The following is a 23345-nucleotide window of genomic DNA, read 5'->3' as shown; positions in this document are numbered from 1 at the left end:
ATGATTCGATTTGCCCGTCGCGCCCCTCGCACTGCCAGGGGCGCGGCGTTTCGGCGGTAAAAACTCATGCTAACCATTCTCTTCGACGGCATTGCCTACGGCATGCTTCTGTTCGTGCTGGCGAGCGGCCTGGCCATCACGCTGGGATTGATGAACTTCGTCAATCTGGCTCACGGCGCCTTCGCCATGGTGGGCGGTTACGCCACCGTGCTCGCGATGTCGCGCCTGGGCATCCCTTTCCTGTGCGCATTGCCGATTGCGTTCGTCGCGTCCGCGGTGCTTGGCGGCATTCTCGAACGCACGCTTTATAAGCGCGTGTACGGGCAGTCCGAACTCAACCAGGTGTTGTTTACGATCGGCCTGACCTTCATGGCCATCGCGACGGTCGACTACTTCATGGGCTCGACCCAGCAGTTCCTGAACCTGCCGCAATGGCTGCAGGGCCGCACGGTGTTCGCCGGCATCGGCATCGGTTACTACCGGCTGTTCGTGATCCTGGTCTGCGTCGTCCTCGTCGTCGCGCTGCAGCTGATCCTGACCAAAACCCGCTTCGGCAGCCGCCTGCGCGCATCGGTGGATGATCCGCGCGCGGCGAGCGGCCTCGGCATCAACATCAACTTCGTGTTTCTGACCACCTTCGCGTTCGGCTCGGGCCTCGCCGGCCTCGGCGGCGCGCTGGGCGCGAACATGCTCGGCCTCGATCCGATCTTTCCGCTCAAGTTCATGATTTATTTCCTGGTCGTGGTCGCGGTGGGCGGCACGACCTCGCTGACCGGTCCGCTGCTGGCTTCGCTGCTGCTCGGCATCGCGGACGTGGCGGGCAAGTACTACATCCCCGATCTGGGGGCATTCATCATCTACGGCGTCATGATCATCACCCTGATGTGGCGACCACAGGGTCTATTCGTCAGGGCGGGGGGCAAATGAAGTCGGCAACTTCTAGCGAAATGGGCACATCGACGATCGTGCCCGCAGTCCGCAGCATGGGCAGGCAGTGGTCGCGCTGGCGCCCGGTGGAAATCATCTTCTGGATCGTGGCTCTGGGCGTCTGCATGATGCCGCTGAATAACTTCCTGCTGCTCAACGAGATGGCGATCCTCGCGTTGTTCGCGGTATCGCTGGACCTGATCCTCGGCTATACCGGCATCGTGTCGCTGGGCCATGCGGCCTTTTTCGGTCTCGGCGCTTATTCGGCTGCGTTGCTGGCCAAGTACTTCAACGTCGATCCGCTGCTGGGCATGCTGCTCTCATGCGGGGTCGCGGCGCTGGCGGGCCTCGTCACCAGTGTGCTGGTGATGCGCGGTTCGGACCTCACGCGTCTGATGGTGACGCTCGGCGTGGCCTCGATCCTGCACGAACTGGCCAACAAGCTCGGCTGGCTCACCGGCGGGGCCGACGGCATGACGGGCGTGCCGATGGTGCCGCTGTTCGGTCACATCGAGTTCGATCTGTTCGGCAAGGTGGCCTACACGTATTCGATCGTCACGCTGTTCGTGCTGTTCGTGATCGGCCGCGCGGTGGTCAAGTCGCCGTTCGGCATGTCGCTGCAGGTGATCCGCCAGAATCCGCTTCGCGCGGCGGCAATGGGCGTGCCGGTCAACCTGCGTCGCACCGCCGTCTACACGTTGAGCGCGGCCTACGCGGGCGTGGCCGGCGCCCTGCTCGCGCAGACCACCGGCTTCGCGTCGCTCGACGTGCTCGACTTCCACCGCTCGGCCGACGTGCTGCTGATGCTGATGATCGGCGGCGCGGGTTATCTGTATGGCGGCATCATCGGCGCGGTCGTATTCAGGTTCATGCAGGACCGGCTGGCGGACATCACGCCGCAATACTGGCAGTTCTGGATCGGCTTGCTGCTGGTGATCATCGTGATCGTCGGTCACGAGCGGCTCGTGCGTCCGTGGACGTGGTTCCGTCGCAGCGGGAGCAAAGCATGACGATCGCACTGCAAACATTCAATCTGATCAAGCGCTTCGGCGGCCTCGTCGCCACCAATGACGTGTCGATCGCGGTCGAGAAAGGCGCTCGCCAGGCGCTGATCGGCCCCAACGGCGCCGGCAAGACGACGCTGATCAATCAGCTGACGGGCGTGCTGTCGCCGACTTCGGGCCGCATCGAGCTGGAAGGCCACGACATCACGTCGCTGTCCGTGCACAAGCGGGCTCGCGCCGGGCTCGTGCGCACGTTCCAGATCAACCAGCTGTTCAAGCACATGACGCCAGCCGAATCGCTGTCCGTCGCGATCTCCGAGCGCGACGGTCTGGGCGCGCGCTTCTGGCGCGCGCTCGGTCAGCGCGGCGAAATCATGGACGAGGTCGCTTCGCTGCTCGAACAATGCAAGTTGCTCGACGTGATGAGTCGCGAAACGCGCGTGCTGCCCTACGGCAAGCAGCGCCTGCTCGAAATCGCGCTGGCGCTGGCCGCAAAGCCGCGCGTGCTGCTGCTGGACGAGCCAGTGGCCGGTGTTCCCGACGGCGAACGCCGCGAGATTCTCAATACGGTCGCCGCGTTGCCCGACGACGTGACCATTCTGCTGATCGAGCACGACATGGACCTCGTGTTCAGCTTCGCCAACCGCATCTCTGTGCTGGTGAGCGGCGGTCTGCTCACCGAGGGCGCATGCGCGGAGATCGCCCGCGATCCTCGCGTGAAGGCCGTGTATCTGGGCGAGGAGCTGGTTGGAGGTGAATATGTCTGAATTGCTGAAGCTGGAAGGAATCGTAGCGGGCTACGGCGAAGCCAAAATCCTGACAGGTATCGATCTGGCCTTGGATCAAGGCCAGGCACTCGCGCTGCTTGGCCGCAACGGCACGGGTAAAACCACGCTGATCAACAGCATCGTCGGTCACACGCGTCGGTTTAGCGGGCGGATCTGGCTCAATGGCAAGGACGTCACCGGATTCAAGCCGCACCAGCGCGCGCTGGCAGGCATCGGCTGGGTGCCGCAGGAGCGCAACATCTTCAAGTCGTTGACGGTCGAAGAGAACCTGACCGCGATCGCCGTGCCCGGTCCCTGGGACCTGGCGCGCATCTACAGGATGTTTCCGCGCCTGGAGGAGCGCCGCGCCAATATGGGCAACCAGCTTTCCGGCGGCGAGCAGCAGATGCTGGCCATCGGTCGCGCGCTGATGCTCAATCCCAGGGTCCTGCTGCTCGACGAACCGCTCGAAGGGCTCGCGCCGATCATCGTGCAGGACTTGATGCGCATCCTCTCGGAGATCATCCGCGACGAAGGCCTGTCGGTGATCCTGGTCGAGCAGAATGCGCGCAAGGCGCTGAGCATCACGCACAACGCCGTGGTCCTGGAGCGCGGCTCGGTGATTCATTCGAGCACCGCGGCCGAGCTGCTGGCCCAGGATCACAAGATCGATACCTTGCTGGCCGTGTCTCAACACTGAACTGTGCGCTTTGCGTGGCCGGGCTACGCGGCGAAAGTCGTGACCGCCCGGTTGAACGCATCCGGTCTCGCGACATTCATCCCATGCGACGCACCGTCGATCGTTTCGCGTTCGGCAAACTCGATCCACTGTTCGAGCTTGTCGACCGTATTGCGGAACATGCGGGGACTTCTCTGGCCGTCGATCAACAACGTACGGCACTTGATATCGCGCGCGGCATCCGGCGTATAGGCCGGAAGCGGATCGAGCAACTGCTTCGGCAGCGTGAGCGCGTTGTCGAGCGCCATGCGACGAAAGCTCTCCGGGCTTTTGTTCCAGTACCCCGGCATGCTCACGGAGTCGACGAACATCGACAAGCCGGCGTCGTACTCGCCCCGTTCGATCAGTTCCGCGACCCGCGCGCGCAACACGTTGGTCGCCGGCGGCATGAACGCGGGCTGCCCCCGCGGTTCGGTTTGCAGCGGGCCGCCGGGATCGGCTAGCGTCAGCGTTTTCACGAGGCGCGGATAGGCGCGCGCGAGATGGAAAGCCACGCACCCGCCCCGCGAGTGACCGACCAGATGAACGGGCGCCAGCTCGAGCGCCGTGATGAATCCGGCCATTTCCTCGACGTGCGCCTCCCAGCTGAAGTCGCCGTGTCCAAACGCATCGATCTCGGGCCAGTAATGGCTCAAGCTCGGCGCGAAGCAGCGAAACCGGCCAGACAGCGAGGCCATCTGGGCGTCCCAGTAGCGATAGTCGCAAAGCGAGCCGTGCACGAACACCATCGGCTCGCCGCTCCCGGACTCGACATACGGTATGGCAACGCTCGATGCGGTGGTCACGAACGACGGCGCGGACGCGCCATCGGCTGAGGCCAGAATCGATGGGCTGGTACGTGCATTCATCAAAGGGCTCCTTTGGCGACACTATCGATGGTGTTCTGGCAAAAGAAAATCGCATAATATTGATGGAATCGATCTACTTTTCTGATACGAATCCTCATGGCAACGGAAATGAAAGCGCTCGATCTGGACGTGCTGTCGATGATCATCGCGGTCGCGGACGCCGGCACGATCAGTCGCGCGGCGCAGGTCGTGCACCGCTCGCAATCGGCGGTGAGCATGCAGATCAAGACGCTCGAGACCGCGCTCGGCAAGGCGCTGTTCGTGCGCAAGCCTCGCAGCGTGGTGCCGACGCAGGACGGCGAAATGCTGTTGACCTACGCACGACGGATGATCGCGCTGCGCGATGAAGCGTGGGCAGCGGTGGTTCGGCCCGACGTGACCGGGCGCGTGGTGATCGGCGTGCCGGACGACTATGCGACGTCACTGTTCCCGCCGATCCTCAAGAAGTTTTCGGCGACCTATCCGAAGGTGGAGATTCAGGTGGTGGGCCTGCCGAGCGTCGCTCTAGAGCCGATGTTGAAGGACGGCACGGTCGATCTCGTCTGCGCGACGCGCGTGAAAGGATTGCACGGCGAGTTCCTGCGTCACGAACCGATGGTGTGGGCCGCCGCCCCGGGCGCGACCGAGATCTGGCGCGAAAGGCCCTTGCCCATCGCCGTGTTTTTGCCTGGCAGCGTCGCGCGAGAGAAAGCCATCCGGAGCCTGGAGCGCGCGCGCATCACGTATCGCACGTCGTATGAGAGTCCGAGCCTGCTGGGTCTGCTGACGATGGCCGAGGCCGGCCTCGCGGTGACCCCTTTGGCCAAGTGCGCGGTACCGGCTCACTTCTCGCTGCTGGGGGCCGCGAATGGCCTGCCGGAAATCGGCACGCTCGAAGTCGTGCTGGCGCGAAGCGCGGCTTCGAAGCGGCCCGTGTGCGATTTTCTCGCGGAACGGATCCTCGCCGACCTGAAGAATTAACCCGGAAGACTTCAAGAAGACTCCTCCGCGCCGGCTCGGCACGACGCACACATCCGCCACGCAGCCTTCGGCGCAGCGACCGTTTCCGCCACCTCGCGCCACCAGCGTTCACCGCGATGCACCGCCGTCAGATCGAGGCGCTCGCCCATGCGCGGTGTCGACAGCGCGACGCCGCGCGCGAGCGCCAGCCCGGTCACCCTCTCGAACGGTTCCTGCCAGCGATGCATCGCGAGGTCGAAGGTGCCGTTATGAATCGGCACCAGCCAGCGGCCGCGCAGGTCGATATGCGCCTGCACGGTTTCTTCAGGCTGCATATGGACGTATGGCCACATCGCGTCGTACGCGCCGGTCTCGATCAAGGTGACGTCGAATGGTCCGAGGCGCTCGCCGATCGCGCTGAATCCATCGAAGTAGCCGGTGTCGCCGCTGAAGAACACGCGCAGGTCGTTATCGACGATCACCCACGACGCCCACAACGTACGGTTGCCATCGAACAGGCTGCGCCCGGAGAAGTGCTGTGCGGGTGTCGCGGTGAACTGCGATGCCTTCGACCACCGTGCCCTGCCACCAGTCGAACTGCCGGACCTTCGCCGCGTCGATACCCCATTCGATGAGCCGGTCGCCGACCCCGAGCGGCGTCAAGAACACCTCGGTACGCTGCGCCAGGATCAGGACGGTCTCGCGGTCCAGATGGTCGTAGTGATCGTGCGACAGGATCACGCCGTGCAGCGGCGGCAAATCGTCGAGCGAGATCGGCGGCGCATGAAAGCGCTTCGGACCGAGATTGCGGAACGGCGACGCTCTCTCGGCGAATACGGGATCGGTCAGCCAGAACTTGCCGCGCAACTTCAGCAGCATCGTCGAGTGACCGAGCCGGTAGAGGCTTCGGTCGGGCGCCGCTTCGAGTTGCGCGCGTGTCAGCGTTTCGACGGGCAACGCGTCGGCCGGCACGGTGCCGCGCGGCTTGTTGAACAGCACCGTCCATGCGAGCCCGAGCGTTTTGCGCAGGCTTTCCGCCGGGCGCGGCTTGACGTTGCGAAAGCGCTCGCCGTCATGCTGCGGCGACAGGCTGAATTTCGCGCGGCTGCGTTGCACGGCGTTCACGCCGAGCATTCGGCGGAGATAGGCGGGAAGCGACGTCATAAAGTTGACCTGCCGAAGAAAAATGTACACCCGGCAGTGTAGTTTATTTCCGAGAAAAGTAAACTGACCAGTGTAAAATTGACGGATGGAATCCCCTGCCCGCCCCCAACGTCTGACTGACCGAAAGCGCGTCGCGATCGTCACCGCCGCGATCGACGAATTCCTCGCCGCCGGATACGACGCAACCAGCATGGACCGCATCGCCGCCCGCGCGAGCGTCTCGAAGCGCACGGTCTATAACCATTTCCCGAGCAAGGAAGCGCTTTTCGCGGCGATTCTCCAGCAGCTATGGGACGCGAGCCACGACGGCGATGCGCCCAACTACCGCGCCGATCAACCGTTGCGCGCGCAGTTGCTCGATCTGCTGGAGCGCAAGCTGAGGCTGCTTCACGACGAATCCTTTTTGTCGCTGGCACGGGTGGCGATCGCGGCTGGCATCCATTCGCCGGAGCGCGCGCGCGATATGGTCGCTCGCATGGGGGAGCGCGAGGAAGATCTGACCGCGTGGGTCCGGGCGGCTGCCGCGGACGGCCGCATCAAGACCGGGGACCCCGTCTTCGCCGCACTGCAGTTGCAGGGGCTCGTAAAGGCCTTTGCCTTCTGGCCGCAAGTGGCGATGGGTCAAGTGCCGCTCGATGCCGGCGAGCAGAAGCGCATCGCGGAGGCAGCGGCGGATATGTTTCTCGCGCGTTATGCGTGAGTGGGTTTGCCGGGTCGCGTTCGCTTTGGCTCCCCCGCCGAGGCAAGAAGTTCTTTGCTCGAAGGCGGCGGTGCGCGCAGCGGCCTTCCGTGAAGCAGCACCGGGGGAGTGAAGTCTTTCTTTTTCGCAAACGTTTGCTTTGAGGTATCAAGTCTCAGCTTGCGAAGCCGAAAACGCGTACATCGCCTCGAAACTTTGGAGACCCGATGTGACGCGCGTTGTGCTCTTACTTGCCGTAATGTTCATGACAGGCTGCGCACAAGTGCAGCAGCCCACTACGGCTCAAGCCGAGAAACCTGCGGTGTCGAACGTGATCATGAAGTTCGACATTCCCGCCGATGCACTCGGCGCGCGCGATCCGCAACTGGCTACGGTGCTCGCCAAGGCAGGCGCGCTCGCCGCCGCGCAGAAGCGGCCCACGGTGATCCGCGTGACGGCGCTGGGCCAGGACTTCAAGTACATCAACGAGGCGATCTGGCGGGGCGTGCCGCAACAGGGACTCAAACCCGCACTCGAAAATCTGACGACCGGCGCGAACCAGACGTACAGCGTGTCGATCCAGCCGCTACGTGCGGGAAGCTGACACGATGCGCCTGATTGCTTTCGCCGCGGCATCGCTATGCTTGAGTTCGGCCGCGTGGGCGGGCCAGCCCGCCGCCGGCGCACCGGCAGCCGCCGCCCCTGCCACCCTGGCCTCCGCGGACAAGGTCTACCCGCCGCTGCCCACGCTCGCGATGCTGCCGCCCTCCACCGGCGACGATGACGACCTCCCCGCGCCGCGCTCGAGCTCGCGCAACAAGAAGAAGACGCAAAAACGCGATTGCCACTGCGCGATGCCAACACCGCGCCTCGTCGTCTCCGATGAATCACGCGCCTATCTGAAGGACATCGAGCGGCAGCTCGATTCCGCGCTGGCGCAGTAAAGCGGGACCTGGAGCCCGACCCATGGACCAGCACAAGACCAACGGCTTCCGCCCTTTGCGGTCGTGGGCCATCTGCGCCTGGGCGGCGCTGGTGGTCATCGGCAGTTCGTCCGCGCAAGCCGCCCCGAGCGCCGATGATTGCTTCGACAAAGCTGGCGCCTACCAGGGCGTCAATCCGCACGTGCTGCGCGCCGTCGCATGGCGCGAATCGAAAGGCGACACGACCGCCATCAACCGCAACGCCAACGGTTCGATCGACGTGGGCCAATTGCAGATCAATTCGATTCACTTTCCGGAACTGGCGAGCCAGGGCATTCCGCACCGCGCGCTCACGGACCCGTGCGTGAATATCTTCGTGGCCGCCTGGCTGCTCAAGCAGAAGATGGTGCGGCACGGCAACACATGGCGCGCGATCGGTGCGTATCACTCGGAATCGCCGCGCGAGCGCGACGCCTACGCGCGCAGCATTCAGGCGATTCTCGTCAGCTGGGGGCTGTTGCAGCCGGAGCGGTGAGATTCAAAGCGCGGGCCGTGCGGGTCGTTGCCAGCGCATCGCGCTGCGCTACCTCCCCGCCGATGCAAGCTCCATTCGCTTGCGCTGCAGGAAGCGCCGCACGGCCGGGTCACGCTCCAGACCGATCGCCAGATCGTACGCACTGAGGGCTTGTGCCGTCGCGCCGGCACGCGCGAGCAGATTGGCGCGCGCGGCCCAGTAGGGCTGGTAGTCGGTGAGCCGCGGATCGTCCGCATACGGCGCCAGCGCGTCGAGCGCCGCCTGCGGGCCGTCACGTTCCGCCACCGCGAGCGCGCGGTTCACGGCGACTACCGGCGACGCTGCAATCGAAAGCAGCCCATCGTAGAGCTGCACGATCTCGTCCCAGTTCGGCCGCCCCGTCCGGCAGCGATCCACATGCGCCGATTGCAGCGCGGCCTCGAGCTGAAAGCGCCCGATGGCGTTGAACGCGTTCGCGCGCCGCAGCAGTGCGTTCGCCGTGCCGATCATCGGTGCGTTCCATGTTGCAGGGTCTTGTGCCGACAGCGGCACGTAGTCGCCAGCCGCATCGCGCCGCGCATCGCGCCGCGCCTGGGCAAACAGCATCAGCGCGAGCAGGCCCAGCGTCTCCGGTTCTTCGGGAAGCAGTTCGACGAGCAGTTGCGCGAGATACAGCGCCTCGTCGGCGAGCTCGCGCCGCTCGGTATCGCCGCCGATGGGGTCCGTCCACCCTTCCGCATACGCCGCGTAGACCGCTTCGAGCACCGCGTCGAGCCGGCCGGGCAGCTCCTCGCGCTCGGGCACGCTGAACGGAATGCCCGCTTCGCGGATCTTGGTCTTCGCCCGCACGAGGCGCTTGCTCATCGCGGCGGGCGACATCAGGAACGCCGACGCAATCGTCTTCGCTTCCAGCCCCAACACCACTTGCAGCATCAGCGGCGTGCGAATCGGGGCCTCGAGCGCGGGGTGCGTGCACGCGAACAGCAGCGCCAGCCGCCGGTCGGGCAACGCGTCTGTCGCGCACTCGTCGATTTCGTCGGCGAGAATCAGCAGTTGGTTCGCCACATCGTCGCCGACCTGGCGATGACGCGCGCCGTCGATTGCCCGGCGGCGCGCAACCGTCATCAGCCACGCTTCTGGACTGGCCGGACAGCCGTGCTCCGGCCAGTCCGCGAGCGCCGCCGCGAAAGCATCGGCGAGCGCGTCCTCGGCTGCCGCGACGTCGCGCGTGCGCATCGCCAGCAGCGCGACGAGCTTGCCGTAGCTGCGGCGAGCGACCGCCTCGGCGATCGACCGCGCGACGCCGTCATTGCCTCGGGCGTCGCCGGACGGGCTCATGCAGACGGCGCTTCGTACGGAGCGGTCCAGACCGGGCGCACCTCCATCACGCCGTGCGCCGCGCCGGGACAGCGCGACGCCCACGCCATCGCCGCGTCGAGGTTAGGCACGTCGATCAGGTAGTAGCCGGCGAGTTGCTCCTTCGTATCGGAAAACGGGCCATCGAGCACCTGCGGCTTGCCGTCGACGAGCCGCACCGTGGTGGCCGTGTTCGAGTGCTGCAGCCGGTTTGCGCCCACCAGAGCCCCCGATTTCTTCAACGATTCGGTGTACGCGTGATAGGCGGCAACGCCTTGCTGCCGCTCGCTGTCGGTCATCTTGTTCCAGCTGCTTTCTTCCGAGTAGATCATCAACAGGTATTCCATTTGAGCCTCCGTCACAGGGTTAAGGCGGATGAATTGCATCGGCCGCCATATCAATGACGCGCGGGCTGCGTGCGGACGGACAGGCGGCGTCAAAAAAATTCGCGGACGGCCACCTGGGACCCACGCTGTGTTGGAAAGAGACGTTTGAATCGCAGCCCGTTCGACCGTGTTTCGCAAAGCATTGTCGGACGGGTTGGCTGGGTTGTCGACCCGGGATTGGCGGACAGTGCAGAGAGCGCCGGCCGGGGATCGGACGCCAGGACATCCGAAACCAACGCAAAAAAAATGGCGCCGCAGGCATTCAGCCCGCGGCGCCATTTCGTGGCGCTACGACGCGAACAACACGCCGTAGCCCGACAGCACACTTACATCGTCACGCCGTCGGCGACTTCCTTGAAGTCCTCGATCTGGTCGAAGTTCATGTATTGATAGATCTTGTCGCCGTTGGCGTTGAGCACGCCCATATCGGCCATGTACTCTTCCTTGGTCGGGATCTTGCCCAGACGCGAGCAGATCGCCGCCAGTTCCGCCGAGCCGAGGTACACGTTCGTGTTCTTGCCGAGGCGGTTCGGGAAGTTGCGGGTCGACGTCGACATGACCGTCGCGCCTTCGCGCACCTGGGCCTGGTTGCCCATGCACAGCGAGCAGCCCGGCATTTCGGTACGCGCACCAGCCGTGCCGAACACGCCGTAGTGGCCTTCCTCGGTCAGCTGCTTCTGATCCATCTTGGTCGGCGGAGCCACCCACAGCTTGACCGGGATGTCGCGCTTGCCTTCGAGCAGCTTCGACGCGGCGCGGAAGTGACCGATGTTGGTCATGCACGAGCCGATGAACACTTCGTCGATCTTGGCACCGGCCACGTCCGACAGCGTCTTCACGTCGTCCGGATCGTTCGGGCAGGCCACGATCGGCTCGTGGATGTCGGCGAGGTCGATCTCGATGACGGCCGCGTACTCGGCGTCGGCATCCGGCGACAGCAGTTGCGGGTCGGCCAGCCACTGCTCCATCGCCTTGATGCGGCGCTGCAGGCTGCGCGGGTCCTGGTAGCCCTGGGCGATCATCCACTTGAGCAGCGTGACGTTGCTGTTCAGGTATTCGATGATCGGTTCCTTGTTCAGGTGCACCGTGCAACCGGCGGCCGAACGTTCGGCGGAAGCATCCGACAGTTCGAACGCTTGCTCGACCTTCAGATCGGGCAGGCCTTCGATTTCGAGAATGCGGCCGGAGAAGATGTTCTTCTTGCCTTGCTTGGCAACCGTCAGCGTGCCCTGCTTGATCGCGTACAGCGGAATCGCGTTGACCAGGTCACGCAGGGTCACGCCCGGCTGCATCTTGCCCTTGAAGCGGACCAGCACCGATTCCGGCATGTCCAGCGGCATCGTGCCGGTGGCGGCCGCGAACGCGACCAGACCCGAACCTGCCGGGAAGCTGATGCCAATCGGGAAGCGCGTGTGCGAGTCGCCGCCGGTGCCGACGGTGTCGGGCAGCAGCATGCGGTTCAGCCACGAGTGGATCACGCCGTCGCCCGGGCGCAGCGCGATGCCGCCACGGTTGCTGATGAAGTTCGGCAGCGTCTGGTGGGTCTTCACGTCGACCGGCTTCGGATAAGCGGCAGTGTGGCAGAACGACTGCATCACGAGATCGGCCGAGAAGCCGAGGCACGCCAGGTCCTTCAGTTCGTCGCGGGTCATCGGGCCGGTGGTGTCCTGCGAGCCGACCGAGGTCATCTTCGGTTCGCAGTACGTGCCCGGGCGAACGCCCTGGCCTTCCGGCAGACCGCAAGCACGGCCGACCATCTTCTGCGCCAGCGAGAAGCCCTTGCCGCTGTTGGCCGGCTGCTTCGGCAGGCGGAACAGCGTCGACGGAGCGAGACCCAGCGCTTCACGCGCCTTGGCGGTCAGGCCGCGGCCGACGATCAGCGGAATGCGGCCGCCGGCGCGCACTTCGTCGAACAGCACGTCGGACTTGACCTGGAACTCGGCGATCACTTCGCCGTTCTTTAGCGCCTTGCCTTCGTACGGGCGCAGTTCGACCACGTCGCCCATTTCCATCTTCGACACGTCGAGTTCGATCGGCAGCGCGCCGGCGTCTTCCATCGTGTTGTAGAAGATCGGAGCGATTTTGCCGCCGAGGCACACGCCGCCGAAGCGCTTGTTCGGGATGAAGGGGATGTCTTCGCCCGTGAACCACAGCACCGAGTTGGTGGCCGACTTGCGCGAGGAGCCGGTGCCGACCACGTCGCCCACGTACGCGACCAGGTGGCCCTTTTCCTTCAGCGACTCGATGAACTTGACCGGGCCGCGCTTGCCGTCTTCTTCCGGCGTGATGCCGGGGCGCGCGTTCTTCAGCATCGCCAGCGCGTGCAGCGGGATGTCCGGACGGGTGGTCGCGTCCGGAGCCGGCGACAGGTCGTCGGTATTGGTTTCGCCCGTCACCTTGAACACGGTGATGGTCAGGCTTTGCGGCACTTCCGGACGGCTCGTGAACCATTCGGCGTCGGCCCAGCTTTGCATCACGGCCTTCGCATTGGCGTTGCCCTTGTCGGCCAGTTCCTTGACGTCGTGGAACTGGTCGAACATCAGCAGGGTTTTCTTCAGCGCGTCGGCGGCCACGGTGCCCACTTCGGCGTCGGACAGCAGTTCGATCAGCGGCTGGATGTTGTAGCCGCCCAGCATCGTGCCGAGCAGTTCGGTGGCGCGCTCGCGCGAGATCAGTGCGCAGGCGGTCTCGCCTTTGGCCACCGCGGCGAGGAAACCTGCCTTCACGCGGGCTGCTTCGTCCACGCCGGCGGGCACGCGGTTGGTGATCAGGTCGAGCAGCGTCTGCTCTTCGCCAGCGGGCGGGTTCGTCAGGAGCTCGACCAGCTCGGCGGTCTGCTGAGCCGTCAGCGGCAGGGGAGGAATGCCGAGCGCGGCGCGTGCGGCCACGTGAGCACGAAAGTTTTCAAGCATGGGGGACCTGCTGGTATTTGCGTTTCAGGGAAAGGCTTTTTAGGCACTCCAAGCTGTGCCGGGCACTGCTTCGATCGCGATTTTAATTGCAATCCCCCTCCACGGTCAAATGTCTTATGTCTTATATAAGAGTTGGCCAGCGGACACCGGCGATGCTCGATGCGCTTCGGGTGCTGTGCGCACGCTTCCCCGCCATCGCAAAAGCACCGACTGTGTAAGCCGTTTCAATCATTCGCCGTCGCTCGAATGCTTTGATTACTGCCCGCTTAACGCCTACAACTGAGGATGTCCGGCGATGTTCTTCCCGGCCGGATTCAACCGGCGGCGGAGGTGCAAATGAGCTATCAACTGATGGGCAGCATCCTCGAAGTGTGCGAATGCAAGGTGCTGTGTCCTTGCTGGATCGGAGAAGATCCCGACAACGGCTCGTGCCGCAGTGCGATGGCTTACCACTACGAGCGAGGCACGATCGACGGCGTCGATGTATCGGGCCTGACGATCGCGTTCGCGGCGTTCATTCCCGGCAATGTGCTCAAAGGCGGCTGGCGCGTCGCGATGTTCGTCGACGAGCGCGCGAGCGACGCGCAATTCGATGCTCTGGTAAGCGTGCACCGTGGCGAGCGCGGCGGCCCCCTCGCGGATCTCGTGCAGTTGATCGGCGAAGTCGTGTCGGTGGAACGCGTGCCGATCGAATACACGGTCGTCGACGGCAAGGGCAGGATGAAAGTCGGCGAAGCAATCGATGCCGAGTTGGAACCTTATCGCGGCCCGACCGGCGAGCCGACCAAGCTGGTCGAAAGCATCTTTTCGACGATACCGGGCTCCCCTGCTTTCGTCGGCAAGGCGAACTCTTTCCGCCTGCGGCACGAAAAGCTCGATCTCGATCTCGCGTTGAGCGGACATAACGCCATTCAGGGATCGTTCAACTTCGCGTCGTGAAGATGCTCGCACGCTCGCGGCTGTTCGCGCCGCTCTTCGTCGCATTGACGAGCAGCGCGTGGATCGCGTTATGGGCGTGGGACGCGGGGCCTTATGCGCGTTACCTGCGTCACACAAGCTGGGACGAACTGCCGCTCGTCGGCCCGATATGCCGCGCGATGCCCGGTGCTAGCGTCACGATCGCGGCGCTGCTGCACAGCGCCGCATGGCTGCTGATGATCGCGGCGATGATGCTGCCGAGCGCCTTCCCGCTGTTCGACACCTTCCGGCGGATGACCGTCGCGCACGACAACCGGCGCACGCTGATGGCGCTTCTGATCGTCGGTTATGCGACGACGTGGGCGCTGTTCGGCGTGGTCGCGCACGGCTTCGACGCGGCGCTCCATCTGGTCGCCGCGCAAGTTCCGAGCTTGCTTGCGAAAGGCTGGCTGATCGGCGCGGCGATCGTCGCGCTCGCGGGCCTCTATCAGTTCAGCAGCCTCAAACATCGATGTCTCGACAAATGCCGCTCGCCGCTGATGTTCATCACCGGGCATTGGCGGGGCAAAAGCGCGCGCCGCGAGAGCTTCGTGCTCGGCATCAGTCACGGCGCGTTCTGCGTCGGCTGCTGTTGGGCGCTGATGCTGCTGATGTTCGCGGTCGGCACCGGCAGTGTCGGCTGGATGCTGGCGCTGGGCGCGATCATGTCGGCCGAGAAGAATTTCCGCTGGGGCAGGTCGATCGGCAAGCCGCTCGGCGTCGCGTTGCTTGCATGGTCCGCGTGGATCGTCGTACAGCACTCCTCCCTCATTGCCTGAGCCGTGCCCGGCGGCCTGCACGCACCTGCCCCGTTATCGCTCTGCGCTTCCAAAGAATGCCGCGAGTTCGTCGGCAACCGCGCGCGGTTGTTCTTCTGGAATGAAGTGCCCGCAGTGACTAATGGTGCGGCCTTGGACGTCGGTGAAAAAGGCTCGCAGAGGGGTCGCCATATCGGCGATGGAGCCTTGATCGGAACCGAGCGTCAGCAGTGGCAAATCGAGCCTGCCTCGCTGCTTCAATTCCGCGTTCTGCCGGGCGGACACGTGCGCGGCGCGGTAATACGCAAGACCCGCGCGCAAGCCGCCGTCTTTCTTCAGAATCCGCAGATATTCATCGATATCGGCGTCAGTGAACGTGTCGGGATTGGCCGTCTTTCGCCGCAAAAACCAGTCGAGGTATTCGCGCTCCTTGCCGGCAAGCAGCACTTCCGGCAGATCCGGTAGGACGTGAAAAGCAAAATGCCAGGTACGCCATGCACGCTCGGGCGCGATCGGCAACGCATCGGGCAACGTCACGCCGGGGATCCCCGCATCCAGCAGCGCAAGGCGACGGACCTCGTCGGCGAACATCACCGCGTAAGGAAAAGCCACCCACGCTCCAATGTCGTGTCCGGCGAGAAAGTACCGGCTCACTCCGAGTTGCTGGAGCAAACCGTGGACATGGCTCGCAAGGGTCTGCGTGTCGTAGCCGTCCATAGGACGATCCGAATCACCTTGTCCGGGAAGGTCCGGTGCGACGATTCGATAGGTCTTTGCAAGCAGCGCGATCACGTTGCGCCACGCGAACCAGCTCTGCGGAAAGCCCGCGAGCAACACGATCACGTCACCCTGTGGGTTTCCACCGGTGACGTAGTGCAGTCTCAGTCCGTCTACGGTTGCGAACTTGTGCTCGAATCCTTCCAACCCCGGAACGGGCCTTGATGCTGGCAGCGTGCTTACGATTTCGGAACTCCCAGATGGCATGGGCGAGTGAAGTGCTTTCACGAACGAGACTCCTTTGGGTTGAGTGATTACATCGTTGAACGGCTGTTTCTCATCGGCGGTTTACCTTAGGAAATAGTCATTTCCTAACTTGGCGAGCAGCACTGGTAACTGATGCGATGCTATATCTGGCTGTGCTTAGTCCAGCAGACGCATGGCCTGCTCCGCCGCCGCCATTATGTGCGCCCGGGGCCGCCCGACTTTGCCGACGACCCTCAAACCTTGCGTCAAACTCAGCAGGGCGCGGCCGGTAGCGTCCGCATCCACGGCAGCCGCGATCGAACCGTCTGTCTGGCCCAGCCGGATCAGACGGCACAACAGCCGCTCGGTTCGCTGCAAAGAAGCGGCGACATGACCCGCGACCTCATCATCGAAGGCCAGCAGATCGATCGCGCTTCCGACTACGAGACAGCCCCGCTTGCCCTCGTCGCCGATTGCAGACTCGGCATAAAACCGCAGAACGGCCCGTACCTTGTCGCGGCCCGTCTGCTCCGCGTCGAGCAGCCTTTGCAACTGGCTATTTCGTAGATGGATGTAGCGCTCGAGCGCGGCAAGGAACACCGCTCGCTTATCGGTGAACGCCTTGTAGATACTGCCGGCCGTGAGGCCCATCGCGGCACCGAGATCGCCGAGAGACGTCCCCTGATAGCCGCGTTCGCGAAAAATCTGGATTGCGCCGTCCAGCGCGATGTCCATATCGAATTCGCGAGGACGACCTGGAGCTCGAGGCTGTCTGGCAGGATGGTGGCGTGCGGTCATGGCGCGATTATAGGAAATGGTCATTTCCTAATCAAGATGTCCCGTCGCGTAGGGTTCCGAAAACCGCGCTCCGGTTTCGAGGCAGTCGTGCAAAACTTGTCCACCGCCTTATCCACTTTTTCTGTGCACAACTTCTATCGGCGCGGTCACTCGGGGCGATCGGGCGCGACGCGCTCCAGCGAATCCGGTGTAGTCTGACGGTATGGTGCTCATTTCGGAGGCGGCATGGAACGGGAGCTAAAGCTGCGCGTTGCGAACGAAGATCTCGGCAAATTGCGCAACGCATCGATACTCGCGCAATCGGAAGCCACAGCGGGAACGCCTCACCTGCTGACCAGCACCTATTTCGATACACCGGAGTTTTCATTTCACTGGTGCGGGGCTTCCCTGCGCGTGCGCAGCGTCGGCAACGAGAAAATCCAGACGCTGAAGCTCGAAGGCTCGGCCAAGGCGGGGCTGTTCGACAGGGACGAGTTCGAGATGCCCGTGACGAGCGACGTGCCCGATCTGAAGCTGCTGTGCGACCAGATCCCCGACGACAGCGACTGCGGGAAGCTGATTCGCGACGAGACCGTTCCCGCCCAACTGAAGCCCGTATTCGTCACGCGGATCAACCGCTCGGCATTTGCGCTGCGCCAGCCGTCCGGATACGAACTCGAGCTTGCTCTGGACGAAGGAACCATCGAGGCGGAGCCGGGCTCGGTGCAGATCGCCGCCGTGGAACTGGAATTGAAACAGGGCGATCCGGACATGCTGTACCGCGTCGCGCTGGAAATGCTCGAAACCGTGCCGCTGCGTATCGATCATCGCAGCAAGGCCGATATCGGGTATGCACTGCTGGTAGCCGAGCACAGCGAGGCGGTGAAAGCGCAACCGGTGCGACTGGACAAGCGCGATTCGATCGAGGATGCATTCTGCGTGATTGTGCGCAACTGTCTGGACCAGGTCCACGCGAATGAGCTGGGCGTCGTGTCGGGCCACGATCCATCGAGCGTCCATCAGATGCGCGTGGGGCTTCGCCGCTTGCGTTCGGCCCTCGACCTGTTTGCGAAGGTCATCCCCGCCGCTCCCGGCTTCGACGAGGAGTTGCGCTGGATTGCCTCGGAACTCGGCGCCGCGCGCGACTGGGAAGTGCTCGCGGGATCGACGCTCGAACATGCCGGCGCCGACGGCGGTACGGAAGAGATCCGCCCCGTCAGAGAGGCTTGCGAGCAGATTGCGGTCAACAACCGGCAGCGCGCGGCGGCCGCGGTCGAATCGGTTCGCTATACGCGGCTCGCGCTCCAGCTGGCGCTCTGGGTGAGCCGCAAGGGTTGGCGAGATGAGATGTCCGACGAACAGCGCGACGTGATCAGCAGCCCGGTGAAGCCCTTCGCCGCCGATGTTCTGCGCCGTCGGCACAAGAAACTGATCAAACGTGGCAAGGGTTTGGCCGATCTCGACGATCACAGCCGTCACCGCGCCCGCATCGCGGCGAAGAAAGTTCGATACGCCACCGAGTTCTTCGCGTCGCTATGCCCGCGGCGGGTCGTCCGCCACTATGTCGAGGCGCTCACCGCGCTTCAGGACGATCTCGGCTGGCGCAACGATGCCGTCGTCGCCGATCAGCTGCTGAAGTCGCTGCTGACGACGGCGCCCGAGGCGGCCTCGGGCGCGGCCTTCGCACGTGGCTTCCTCGCGTCGCGGGTCGCTGCCGATCATCGGACATTGAAGAAGCTGTGGAAGCGCTTCAAGCTGCTTTCGTCACCGCACTGATGGTCCGAACAAGCGCGACCATGCCGCGCGCACGCGGCGCGCGCGATCCTCGAACAGGTACGACGCAGCGAGCGCAAACAGGCCTGACATGACCCCTGTCGCGATGTGTTCGAGCGCATGAAAGCGGTAGTGGCTCAGATGAGAATAGGCATCGCCGATGGCGGTCAGGCAACCGACGAGCAGTGCGTTGCTATAGCGATTCCCGTACCACTTCGCCGCCGGCGTGAAGGTGAGCAGCAGCGCGAGCACACCGGTGAGCAGCCCGGTCTTGAATGCGATCGCCCAGTGCGTGAGGCTCATCACGTTGCCCCAGCTCCCCGGCATACAGGTCATGCACGCGCTGGTTGGCTGCCAGAAACGCTGGACAAGCAGTTTGAAGCGGCGTTTCCATGCGCTTCCCATGATGTGCTCCACGATGTCCGGCGTGAGATTCCACGCGGAAATGGTACATCGCGAGCGCGCCGTAGCGTGGAACTTCGCTATGACGACCGATCTCGATTACGCGCTCGCGTGGCGCCCGTAATCACCGCGATGCCGAGCAGTATCACGGCCACGATGGCAATGATGTGCTGCGCGACATGCAGCGCCATCAATCCCCACGCGACGCCACCAATGAAAATGATCCATCCGACCAGATAGATGAGCAGGGTCATCGTTGTTCTCCTTGATCCACGGGCCTATCTCTAAGCACATTGCGCGCCTGATGTCATCTGCCGACGTGTCTGGCATAGTCTGTGCGTCCCACATCACCGTTTGCGCGGCCCTGCAGGCAGCGCCCTCTTCTATTACCGATCGATATGGACGCTCCCCGCACCCCACCCCGCCCAAACGCGCCGCCGTCCGGTGGTCGCACCGGCTTCGTATGCGTGCGAGGCGCGCGCGAGCACAATCTGTAAAACGTCGACGTGCAGATTCCACGCGATGCGCTGGTCGTGTTCACGGGCGTGTCGGGCTCGGGCAAATCATCGCTGGCGTTCGGCACGCTGTACGCGGAGGCGCAGCGGCGCTACTTCGAATCGGTCGCGCCGTATGCGAGGCGCCTGATCGAACAGGTCGGCGTGCCCGAAGTCGATGCGATCGAAGGGCTGCCGCCCGCGGTTGCGCTGCAACAGCAACGAGGCGCACCGAGCGCGCGTTCATCGGTGGGCAGCGTGACGACGCTGTCGAGCCTCGTGCGCATGCTGTATTCGCGAACCGGTGACTATCCCCCGAAACAGCCGATGCTGTTCGCCGAGGACTTTTCTCCGAACACGGTGCAAGGCGCCTGCCCGACCTGCCATGGATTGGGCCGCGTGTACCAGGTCACCGAGAAATCGATGGTGCCCGACGACTCGCTCACGATCCGCGAGCGCGCGATCGCAGCGTGGCCGCCGGCGTGGCACGGGCAGAATCTGCGCGACATCCTCGTGACCCTCGGCTACGACGTCGACACGCCGTGGCGCGATCTGCCGAAAAAGGATCGCGACTGGATTCTCTTCACCGACGAACAGCCGACCGTGCCCGTCTATGCCGGCCTCACGCCGAAGGAGACCCGCGCCGCGCTCAGACGCAAGGACGAGCCGAGCTATCAGGGCACGTTCACGAGCGCGCGCCGGTACGTGCTGCACACCTTTGCGACCACCCAAAGCGCGCTGATGAAAAAGCGCGTGTCGCAGTACATGGTCGGCAGCGAGTGCCCGGCTTGCGATGGCAAACGGCTCAAGAAAGAAGCGCTGTCGGTGAAATTCGCCGGATTGGATATCGGCGAGTTTTCACAGTTGCCGCTCGCCGAACTCGCCGCGATTCTCGCGCCGATTGCACGCGGCGAATGGCCGGAGCCGCAGACGTCGACCACCGGCCAGGGCAGCGTACTCAGCAAAAGCGCGATGCGTGACGCCGTCGACAAGCGGGTCGCCGCCGGCGGCTCCGCGCACAAGGCGTCGCCCGATGTCCGGCGCACGCCGAACCTGTCCGGGGAGAAACGCCTCGCCGCGCAGCGGATCGCCGCCGAACTGCTGGAACGCCTGACCACGCTGGTCGAGCTGGGCCTCGGCTATCTCGCGCTCGAACGTGGCACGCCGACGCTGTCGTCGGGTGAATTGCAGCGCTTGCGACTGGCCACGCAATTGTCGTCGCAACTCTTCGGTGTCGTGTACGTGCTCGACGAGCCATCGGCCGGCTTGCATCCCGCCGATGGCGAAGCGCTTTTCAGCGCGCTGCAGGAACTGAAGGCGGCAGGTAATTCGCTGTTCGTCGTCGAGCACGATTTGCAGATGATGCGGCGCGCCGACTGGCTGGTCGATGTCGGTCCGGCGGCCGGCGAAGCGGGCGGTCACGTGATTTATAGCGGGCCGCCGCAGGGACTCGCGACGGTCGAGGCGTCACAGACGCGCCGCCATCTGTTCGCCCCGCCCGCGCAAGTCGATCGCGTACCGCGCGACGCCGCCGGCTGGCTGCGGCTCGCCAATATCACGCGCAACAACCTGCACGGCTTGAACGCCGCGTTCCCGCTCGGCTGCCTGACGACGGTCACCGGCGTCTCGGGCTCCGGCAAATCGAGCCTCGTGAGCCAGGCGCTCCCGGAACTGGTCGCGCGGCGGCTGGGAAAGATCATCGAAAGCCCGGACGATGACGAACCGGACCCGCTGCTCGCCACCGCGACGACGCCCACGAGCGGCCATATCGCCGACGGCATGGACGCGCTGCGCCGGCTCGTACGTGTCGATCAGAAGCCGATCGGACGCACGCCGCGTTCCAACCTCGCGACCTACACAGGTCTGTTCGACCACGTGCGCAAGCTGTTCGCGGACACGCCCAGCGCGCGCAAGCGTCGCTATAGCGCCGGGCGCTTCTCGTTCAACGTCGCGCAAGGCCGCTGCCCGACCTGCGAAGGCGAAGGCTTCGTCAGCGTCGAATTGCTATTTCTGCCGAGCGTGTATGCGCCTTGTTCGACCTGTCACGGCACCCGCTATAACGCATCGACGCTGGAGATCACGTGGCGCGATAAAAACATCGCCGAGGTGCTGGGCCTGACCGTCGATGCCGCGTGCAGCTTCTTTGCCGATGAGCCGGGCGTGATGCGCGCGCTGAATGCGCTGCGCGACATCGGCCTCGGCTATCTGCGGCTCGGCCAGCCCGCCACCGAGCTATCGGGCGGCGAGGCGCAGCGCATCAAGCTCGCCACCGAACTGCAACGCGCACAGCGCGGGGACACCTTGTACATCCTCGACGAACCGACGACCGGCCTCCATGCCGCCGATGTGGACCGGCTGATGGTGCAACTGCAACGGCTCGTCGAGGTGGGCAATACCGTGGTGGTGGTCGAGCACGACATGCGGGTGGCCGCGCAGAGCGACTGGGTCATCGACGTCGGCCCGGGCGCCGGCGACGCCGGCGGGACGATCGTGGCGAGCGGCACGCCGGCCGAAGTCGCGTGCAGGAAGGAAAGCCGCACGGCCGTGTATCTGCGGCAACACCTCGTGGCTTGAGCTGGGGACGCATGCATAAGACCGATCAGTGTTCTAAGCTTTCTCTGCAGGCCCGTCAGGTAGCAAGCACTGAGCGGGCAGCAAAACGCGCGACGCACATGGACCTCTGACATGCCCCTATCCAGTCCAGTCTCGAATGTGTCGACCAGACCGCCCGCCCCTCGCCTGACGACGCTCAGTCACATACAGATCGCGTCGCTGTGGTTTGCGCTGTTTACCCAATGGATGACGGTCGTTCCGGTGCTGGTGCCGTCACAGGTCGCCGAAATGCTCGGACGCGATGCCGCATTGAAGGAAGGGGTGGCCGGCTCCGTCATTGCGTCCGGCGCGTTCGTTGCAATGATCGTGGCGCCGCTGGCCGGCGCCCTTTCAGATCGCTCCATCGCAAAACATGGACGTCGGCGATCGTTTCTCGTCACCGGCGTGTTCGGCACTGCGGTTGCCCTGGTATGGCTTGCTTCGTTCAACAGAGGGGCGAGCGTATGGCTGTATGCACTCGCGTTCCTGAATCTGCAGTTCTGGTGGAACTGGGCGGCGGGTCCGTATGCCGGGCTGGTGCCCGATGTCGTGCCCAAACGGGAAACCAACCGCGCGAGCGCGTGGCTCAACGTGATGTCGGTGCTCGGCACCATCAGTGGCAACGTGGTGCTCGTCGTGCTCTATTCGCCGGGCCGCCTCTATCCGACGGTGGCCACGTTCATTGCGATCATGCTGCTCTGCCTTTGGCTGACGATTCGCGGCTCGCGCGAGCCGACGCCTGTCAGATCCCATCAACGGTTCGAACTCCTCGCGTTCTTGCGCTCGTTCTATCTCGACCCGCGCCTCCACCGAAACTTTTACTGGGTGCTGGTAACCCGTCTGTTCGGCAACATGGGAATCTGGTCGATCTTCACCTTCATGTTGTACTACCTGCAGGATGTCATCGGCATTCGTCATCCGACCGGAGTGATGAACGGGCTTCTCGGTGTCGGCGTGGTGCTGGCGATCCCGGCCAGCCTGTTGGGTGCTCGGCTCGCCGACCGCCACGGCGCGGTCCCCGTCGTCCGCCTGACAAGCTGGATCATGGCCGGAGCCGCAATCGGCTTTGTCATGCTGGCGCTGCATCCGAACCTGTCGCTGGTGATCGCGGTCGGACTCGTTTTCTGCGCCGCCTACGGGACCTATCAAGCCGTCGACTGGGCGCTCGCGCTGCAAGTGTTGCCAGACGATGCATCCAGCGGCAAGGACATGGGCATCTGGCAAGTGTCGATGGTGCTGCCGCAGATCCTCGGCCCCGCGGCGACCGGGTGGATGCTGTCGTGGGTGAAGGCGCTTGCGGGTGCCGGAACCGCCTACGTCGTCGCGTTCGTCGTCGCAGCGGGGTGGTTCGTGCTCGCGGCGTGGTTCGTCTCGCACATCAGGATTGCTTCGCAGCAACACGTATCCAGCGGACTCGCCGGGCGATCGTCATAGAGCCACGGCCCCGCCTGTTGCAGGTTCATCCGGCCGT

The 23345-nt window shown here is 64.2% G+C and carries 22 protein-coding genes and 1 pseudogene; 14 read left to right on the top strand and 9 right to left on the bottom strand.

Features of this window, described 5'->3' with window-relative positions; genetic code table 11:
* The first annotated feature begins 66 nt into the window (after positions 1–66).
* Genes AB3X89_RS00330 through AB3X89_RS00315 form a run of 4 tightly spaced genes read left to right on the top strand, consistent with a single transcriptional unit; the run spans position 67 to position 3398 of the window.
* Positions 67–927, top strand: a complete 861-nt coding sequence (locus AB3X89_RS00330; RefSeq protein WP_176111280.1) for a branched-chain amino acid ABC transporter permease — start codon at positions 67–69, stop codon at positions 925–927.
* A 20-nt stretch (positions 928–947) separates the two neighbouring features.
* Positions 948–1937, top strand: a complete 990-nt coding sequence (locus tag AB3X89_RS00325) for a branched-chain amino acid ABC transporter permease (RefSeq protein ID WP_368581672.1) — start codon at positions 948–950, stop codon at positions 1935–1937.
* Entirely contained in the window at positions 1934–2698 is a 765-nt protein-coding gene (locus AB3X89_RS00320; RefSeq protein WP_368581272.1) for an ABC transporter ATP-binding protein, read from the top strand. The genes AB3X89_RS00325 and AB3X89_RS00320 overlap by 4 nt, the downstream gene beginning before the upstream one ends.
* A complete protein-coding gene (locus AB3X89_RS00315; protein ID WP_368581271.1) occupies positions 2691–3398 on the top strand; it encodes an ABC transporter ATP-binding protein in 708 nt (235 codons plus the stop codon). Before AB3X89_RS00320 ends, AB3X89_RS00315 begins: the two co-directional genes overlap by 8 nt.
* 23 nt (positions 3399–3421) lie before the next feature.
* Here the strand turns inward: AB3X89_RS00315 and AB3X89_RS00310 are convergent, their stop codons facing one another.
* On the bottom strand, positions 3422–4285 hold the full coding sequence (locus AB3X89_RS00310) for an alpha/beta fold hydrolase (RefSeq protein WP_368581270.1): 864 nt from the start codon (positions 4283–4285) through the stop codon (positions 3422–3424).
* 108 nt (positions 4286–4393) lie between these two features.
* Between AB3X89_RS00310 and AB3X89_RS00305 the strand changes: the two genes are divergently transcribed.
* A complete protein-coding gene (locus AB3X89_RS00305; RefSeq protein ID WP_026228833.1) occupies positions 4394–5245 on the top strand; it encodes a LysR substrate-binding domain-containing protein in 852 nt (283 codons plus the stop codon).
* 11 nt (positions 5246–5256) lie between these two features.
* Here the strand turns inward: AB3X89_RS00305 and AB3X89_RS00300 are convergent.
* Positions 5257–6103: pseudogene (locus tag AB3X89_RS00300) on the bottom strand (MBL fold metallo-hydrolase).
* A gap of 370 nt (positions 6104–6473) precedes the next feature.
* Between AB3X89_RS00300 and AB3X89_RS00295 the strand changes: the two are divergent.
* The 4 genes from AB3X89_RS00295 to AB3X89_RS00280 all read left to right on the top strand — a co-directional run bounded on the left by AB3X89_RS00295 (position 6474) and on the right by AB3X89_RS00280 (position 8525).
* The gene (locus AB3X89_RS00295; RefSeq protein ID WP_368581269.1) at positions 6474–7088 is read left to right on the top strand and encodes a TetR/AcrR family transcriptional regulator; all 615 of its coding nucleotides are present in this window, start codon (positions 6474–6476) and stop codon (positions 7086–7088) included.
* Positions 7089–7296: 208 nt separating this feature from the next.
* On the top strand, positions 7297–7671 hold the full coding sequence (locus AB3X89_RS00290) for a hypothetical protein (protein WP_026228832.1): 375 nt from the start codon (positions 7297–7299) through the stop codon (positions 7669–7671).
* Positions 7672–7675: 4 nt separating this feature from the next.
* Positions 7676–8011, top strand: a complete 336-nt coding sequence (locus AB3X89_RS00285) for a hypothetical protein (RefSeq protein WP_368581268.1) — start codon at positions 7676–7678, stop codon at positions 8009–8011.
* Positions 8012–8033: 22 nt separating this feature from the next.
* Complete coding sequence (locus AB3X89_RS00280) at positions 8034–8525, top strand: lytic transglycosylase domain-containing protein (RefSeq protein WP_368581267.1); 492 nt, start codon at positions 8034–8036, stop codon at positions 8523–8525.
* A gap of 48 nt (positions 8526–8573) precedes the next feature.
* Here AB3X89_RS00280 and AB3X89_RS00275 read toward each other — a convergent pair whose 3' ends face one another.
* The 3 genes from AB3X89_RS00275 to acnB all read right to left on the bottom strand — a co-directional run bounded on the left by AB3X89_RS00275 (position 8574) and on the right by acnB (position 13158).
* A complete protein-coding gene (locus AB3X89_RS00275) occupies positions 8574–9842 on the bottom strand; it encodes an RNA polymerase sigma factor (RefSeq protein ID WP_368581266.1) in 1269 nt (422 codons plus the stop codon).
* Positions 9839–10207, bottom strand: coding sequence for a YciI family protein (locus AB3X89_RS00270; RefSeq protein ID WP_368581265.1), 369 nt, complete (start codon positions 10205–10207; stop codon positions 9839–9841). The genes AB3X89_RS00275 and AB3X89_RS00270 overlap by 4 nt, the downstream gene beginning before the upstream one ends.
* A gap of 365 nt (positions 10208–10572) precedes the next feature.
* Positions 10573–13158 (bottom strand): bifunctional aconitate hydratase 2/2-methylisocitrate dehydratase, encoded by a 2586-nt coding sequence (gene acnB, locus AB3X89_RS00265; protein WP_368581264.1) that lies wholly within the window; start codon positions 13156–13158, stop codon positions 10573–10575.
* A 336-nt stretch (positions 13159–13494) separates the two neighbouring features.
* Between acnB and AB3X89_RS00260 the strand changes: the two genes are divergently transcribed.
* Entirely contained in the window at positions 13495–14097 is a 603-nt protein-coding gene (locus AB3X89_RS00260; protein ID WP_018436175.1) for a DUF1326 domain-containing protein, read from the top strand.
* Between the two features lie 2 nt (positions 14098–14099).
* Entirely contained in the window at positions 14100–14894 is a 795-nt protein-coding gene (locus tag AB3X89_RS00255; RefSeq protein WP_368581671.1) for a DUF2182 domain-containing protein, read from the top strand.
* A gap of 33 nt (positions 14895–14927) precedes the next feature.
* Here the strand turns inward: AB3X89_RS00255 and AB3X89_RS00250 are convergent, their stop codons facing one another.
* Entirely contained in the window at positions 14928–15878 is a 951-nt protein-coding gene (locus tag AB3X89_RS00250) for an alpha/beta fold hydrolase (RefSeq protein ID WP_368581263.1), read from the bottom strand.
* A gap of 135 nt (positions 15879–16013) precedes the next feature.
* A complete protein-coding gene (locus AB3X89_RS00245) occupies positions 16014–16571 on the bottom strand; it encodes a TetR/AcrR family transcriptional regulator (protein WP_368581262.1) in 558 nt (185 codons plus the stop codon).
* Positions 16572–16859: 288 nt separating this feature from the next.
* On the opposite strand from AB3X89_RS00245, the gene AB3X89_RS00240 reads away from it, so the two are divergent.
* Positions 16860–18389: a CHAD domain-containing protein gene (locus AB3X89_RS00240; RefSeq protein WP_368581261.1), complete on the top strand. Its 1530-nt coding sequence runs from the start codon at positions 16860–16862 to the stop codon at positions 18387–18389.
* Here AB3X89_RS00240 and AB3X89_RS00235 read toward each other — a convergent pair.
* Together AB3X89_RS00235 and AB3X89_RS00230 are read right to left on the bottom strand one after the other, a co-directional pair.
* A complete protein-coding gene (locus AB3X89_RS00235) occupies positions 18378–18791 on the bottom strand; it encodes a hypothetical protein (protein ID WP_368581260.1) in 414 nt (137 codons plus the stop codon). The genes AB3X89_RS00240 and AB3X89_RS00235 overlap by 12 nt on opposite strands.
* Before the next feature lie 77 nt (positions 18792–18868).
* Positions 18869–19042 carry a hypothetical protein gene (locus AB3X89_RS00230; RefSeq protein ID WP_013093753.1) on the bottom strand — a complete coding sequence of 58 codons (174 nt, stop codon included), beginning with the start codon at positions 19040–19042 and terminating at the stop codon, positions 18869–18871.
* A 252-nt stretch (positions 19043–19294) separates the two neighbouring features.
* On the opposite strand from AB3X89_RS00230, the gene AB3X89_RS00225 reads away from it, so the two are divergent.
* Together AB3X89_RS00225 and AB3X89_RS00220 are read left to right on the top strand one after the other, a co-directional pair.
* Positions 19295–21856, top strand: a complete 2562-nt coding sequence (locus AB3X89_RS00225) for an excinuclease ABC subunit A (protein WP_368581259.1) — start codon at positions 19295–19297, stop codon at positions 21854–21856.
* Positions 21857–21967: 111 nt separating this feature from the next.
* The gene (locus tag AB3X89_RS00220; protein WP_368581258.1) at positions 21968–23308 is read left to right on the top strand and encodes an MFS transporter; all 1341 of its coding nucleotides are present in this window, start codon (positions 21968–21970) and stop codon (positions 23306–23308) included.
* Positions 23309–23345: the final 37 nt, after the last annotated feature.

It is taken from the genome of Paraburkholderia sp. BR14320 (assembly GCF_040948665.1).
Lineage (GTDB): Bacteria > Pseudomonadota > Gammaproteobacteria > Burkholderiales > Burkholderiaceae > Paraburkholderia > Paraburkholderia youngii.
Note: the sequence above shows the minus strand (reverse complement) of the source record. Positions and strands in the feature narration are given on the sequence as shown.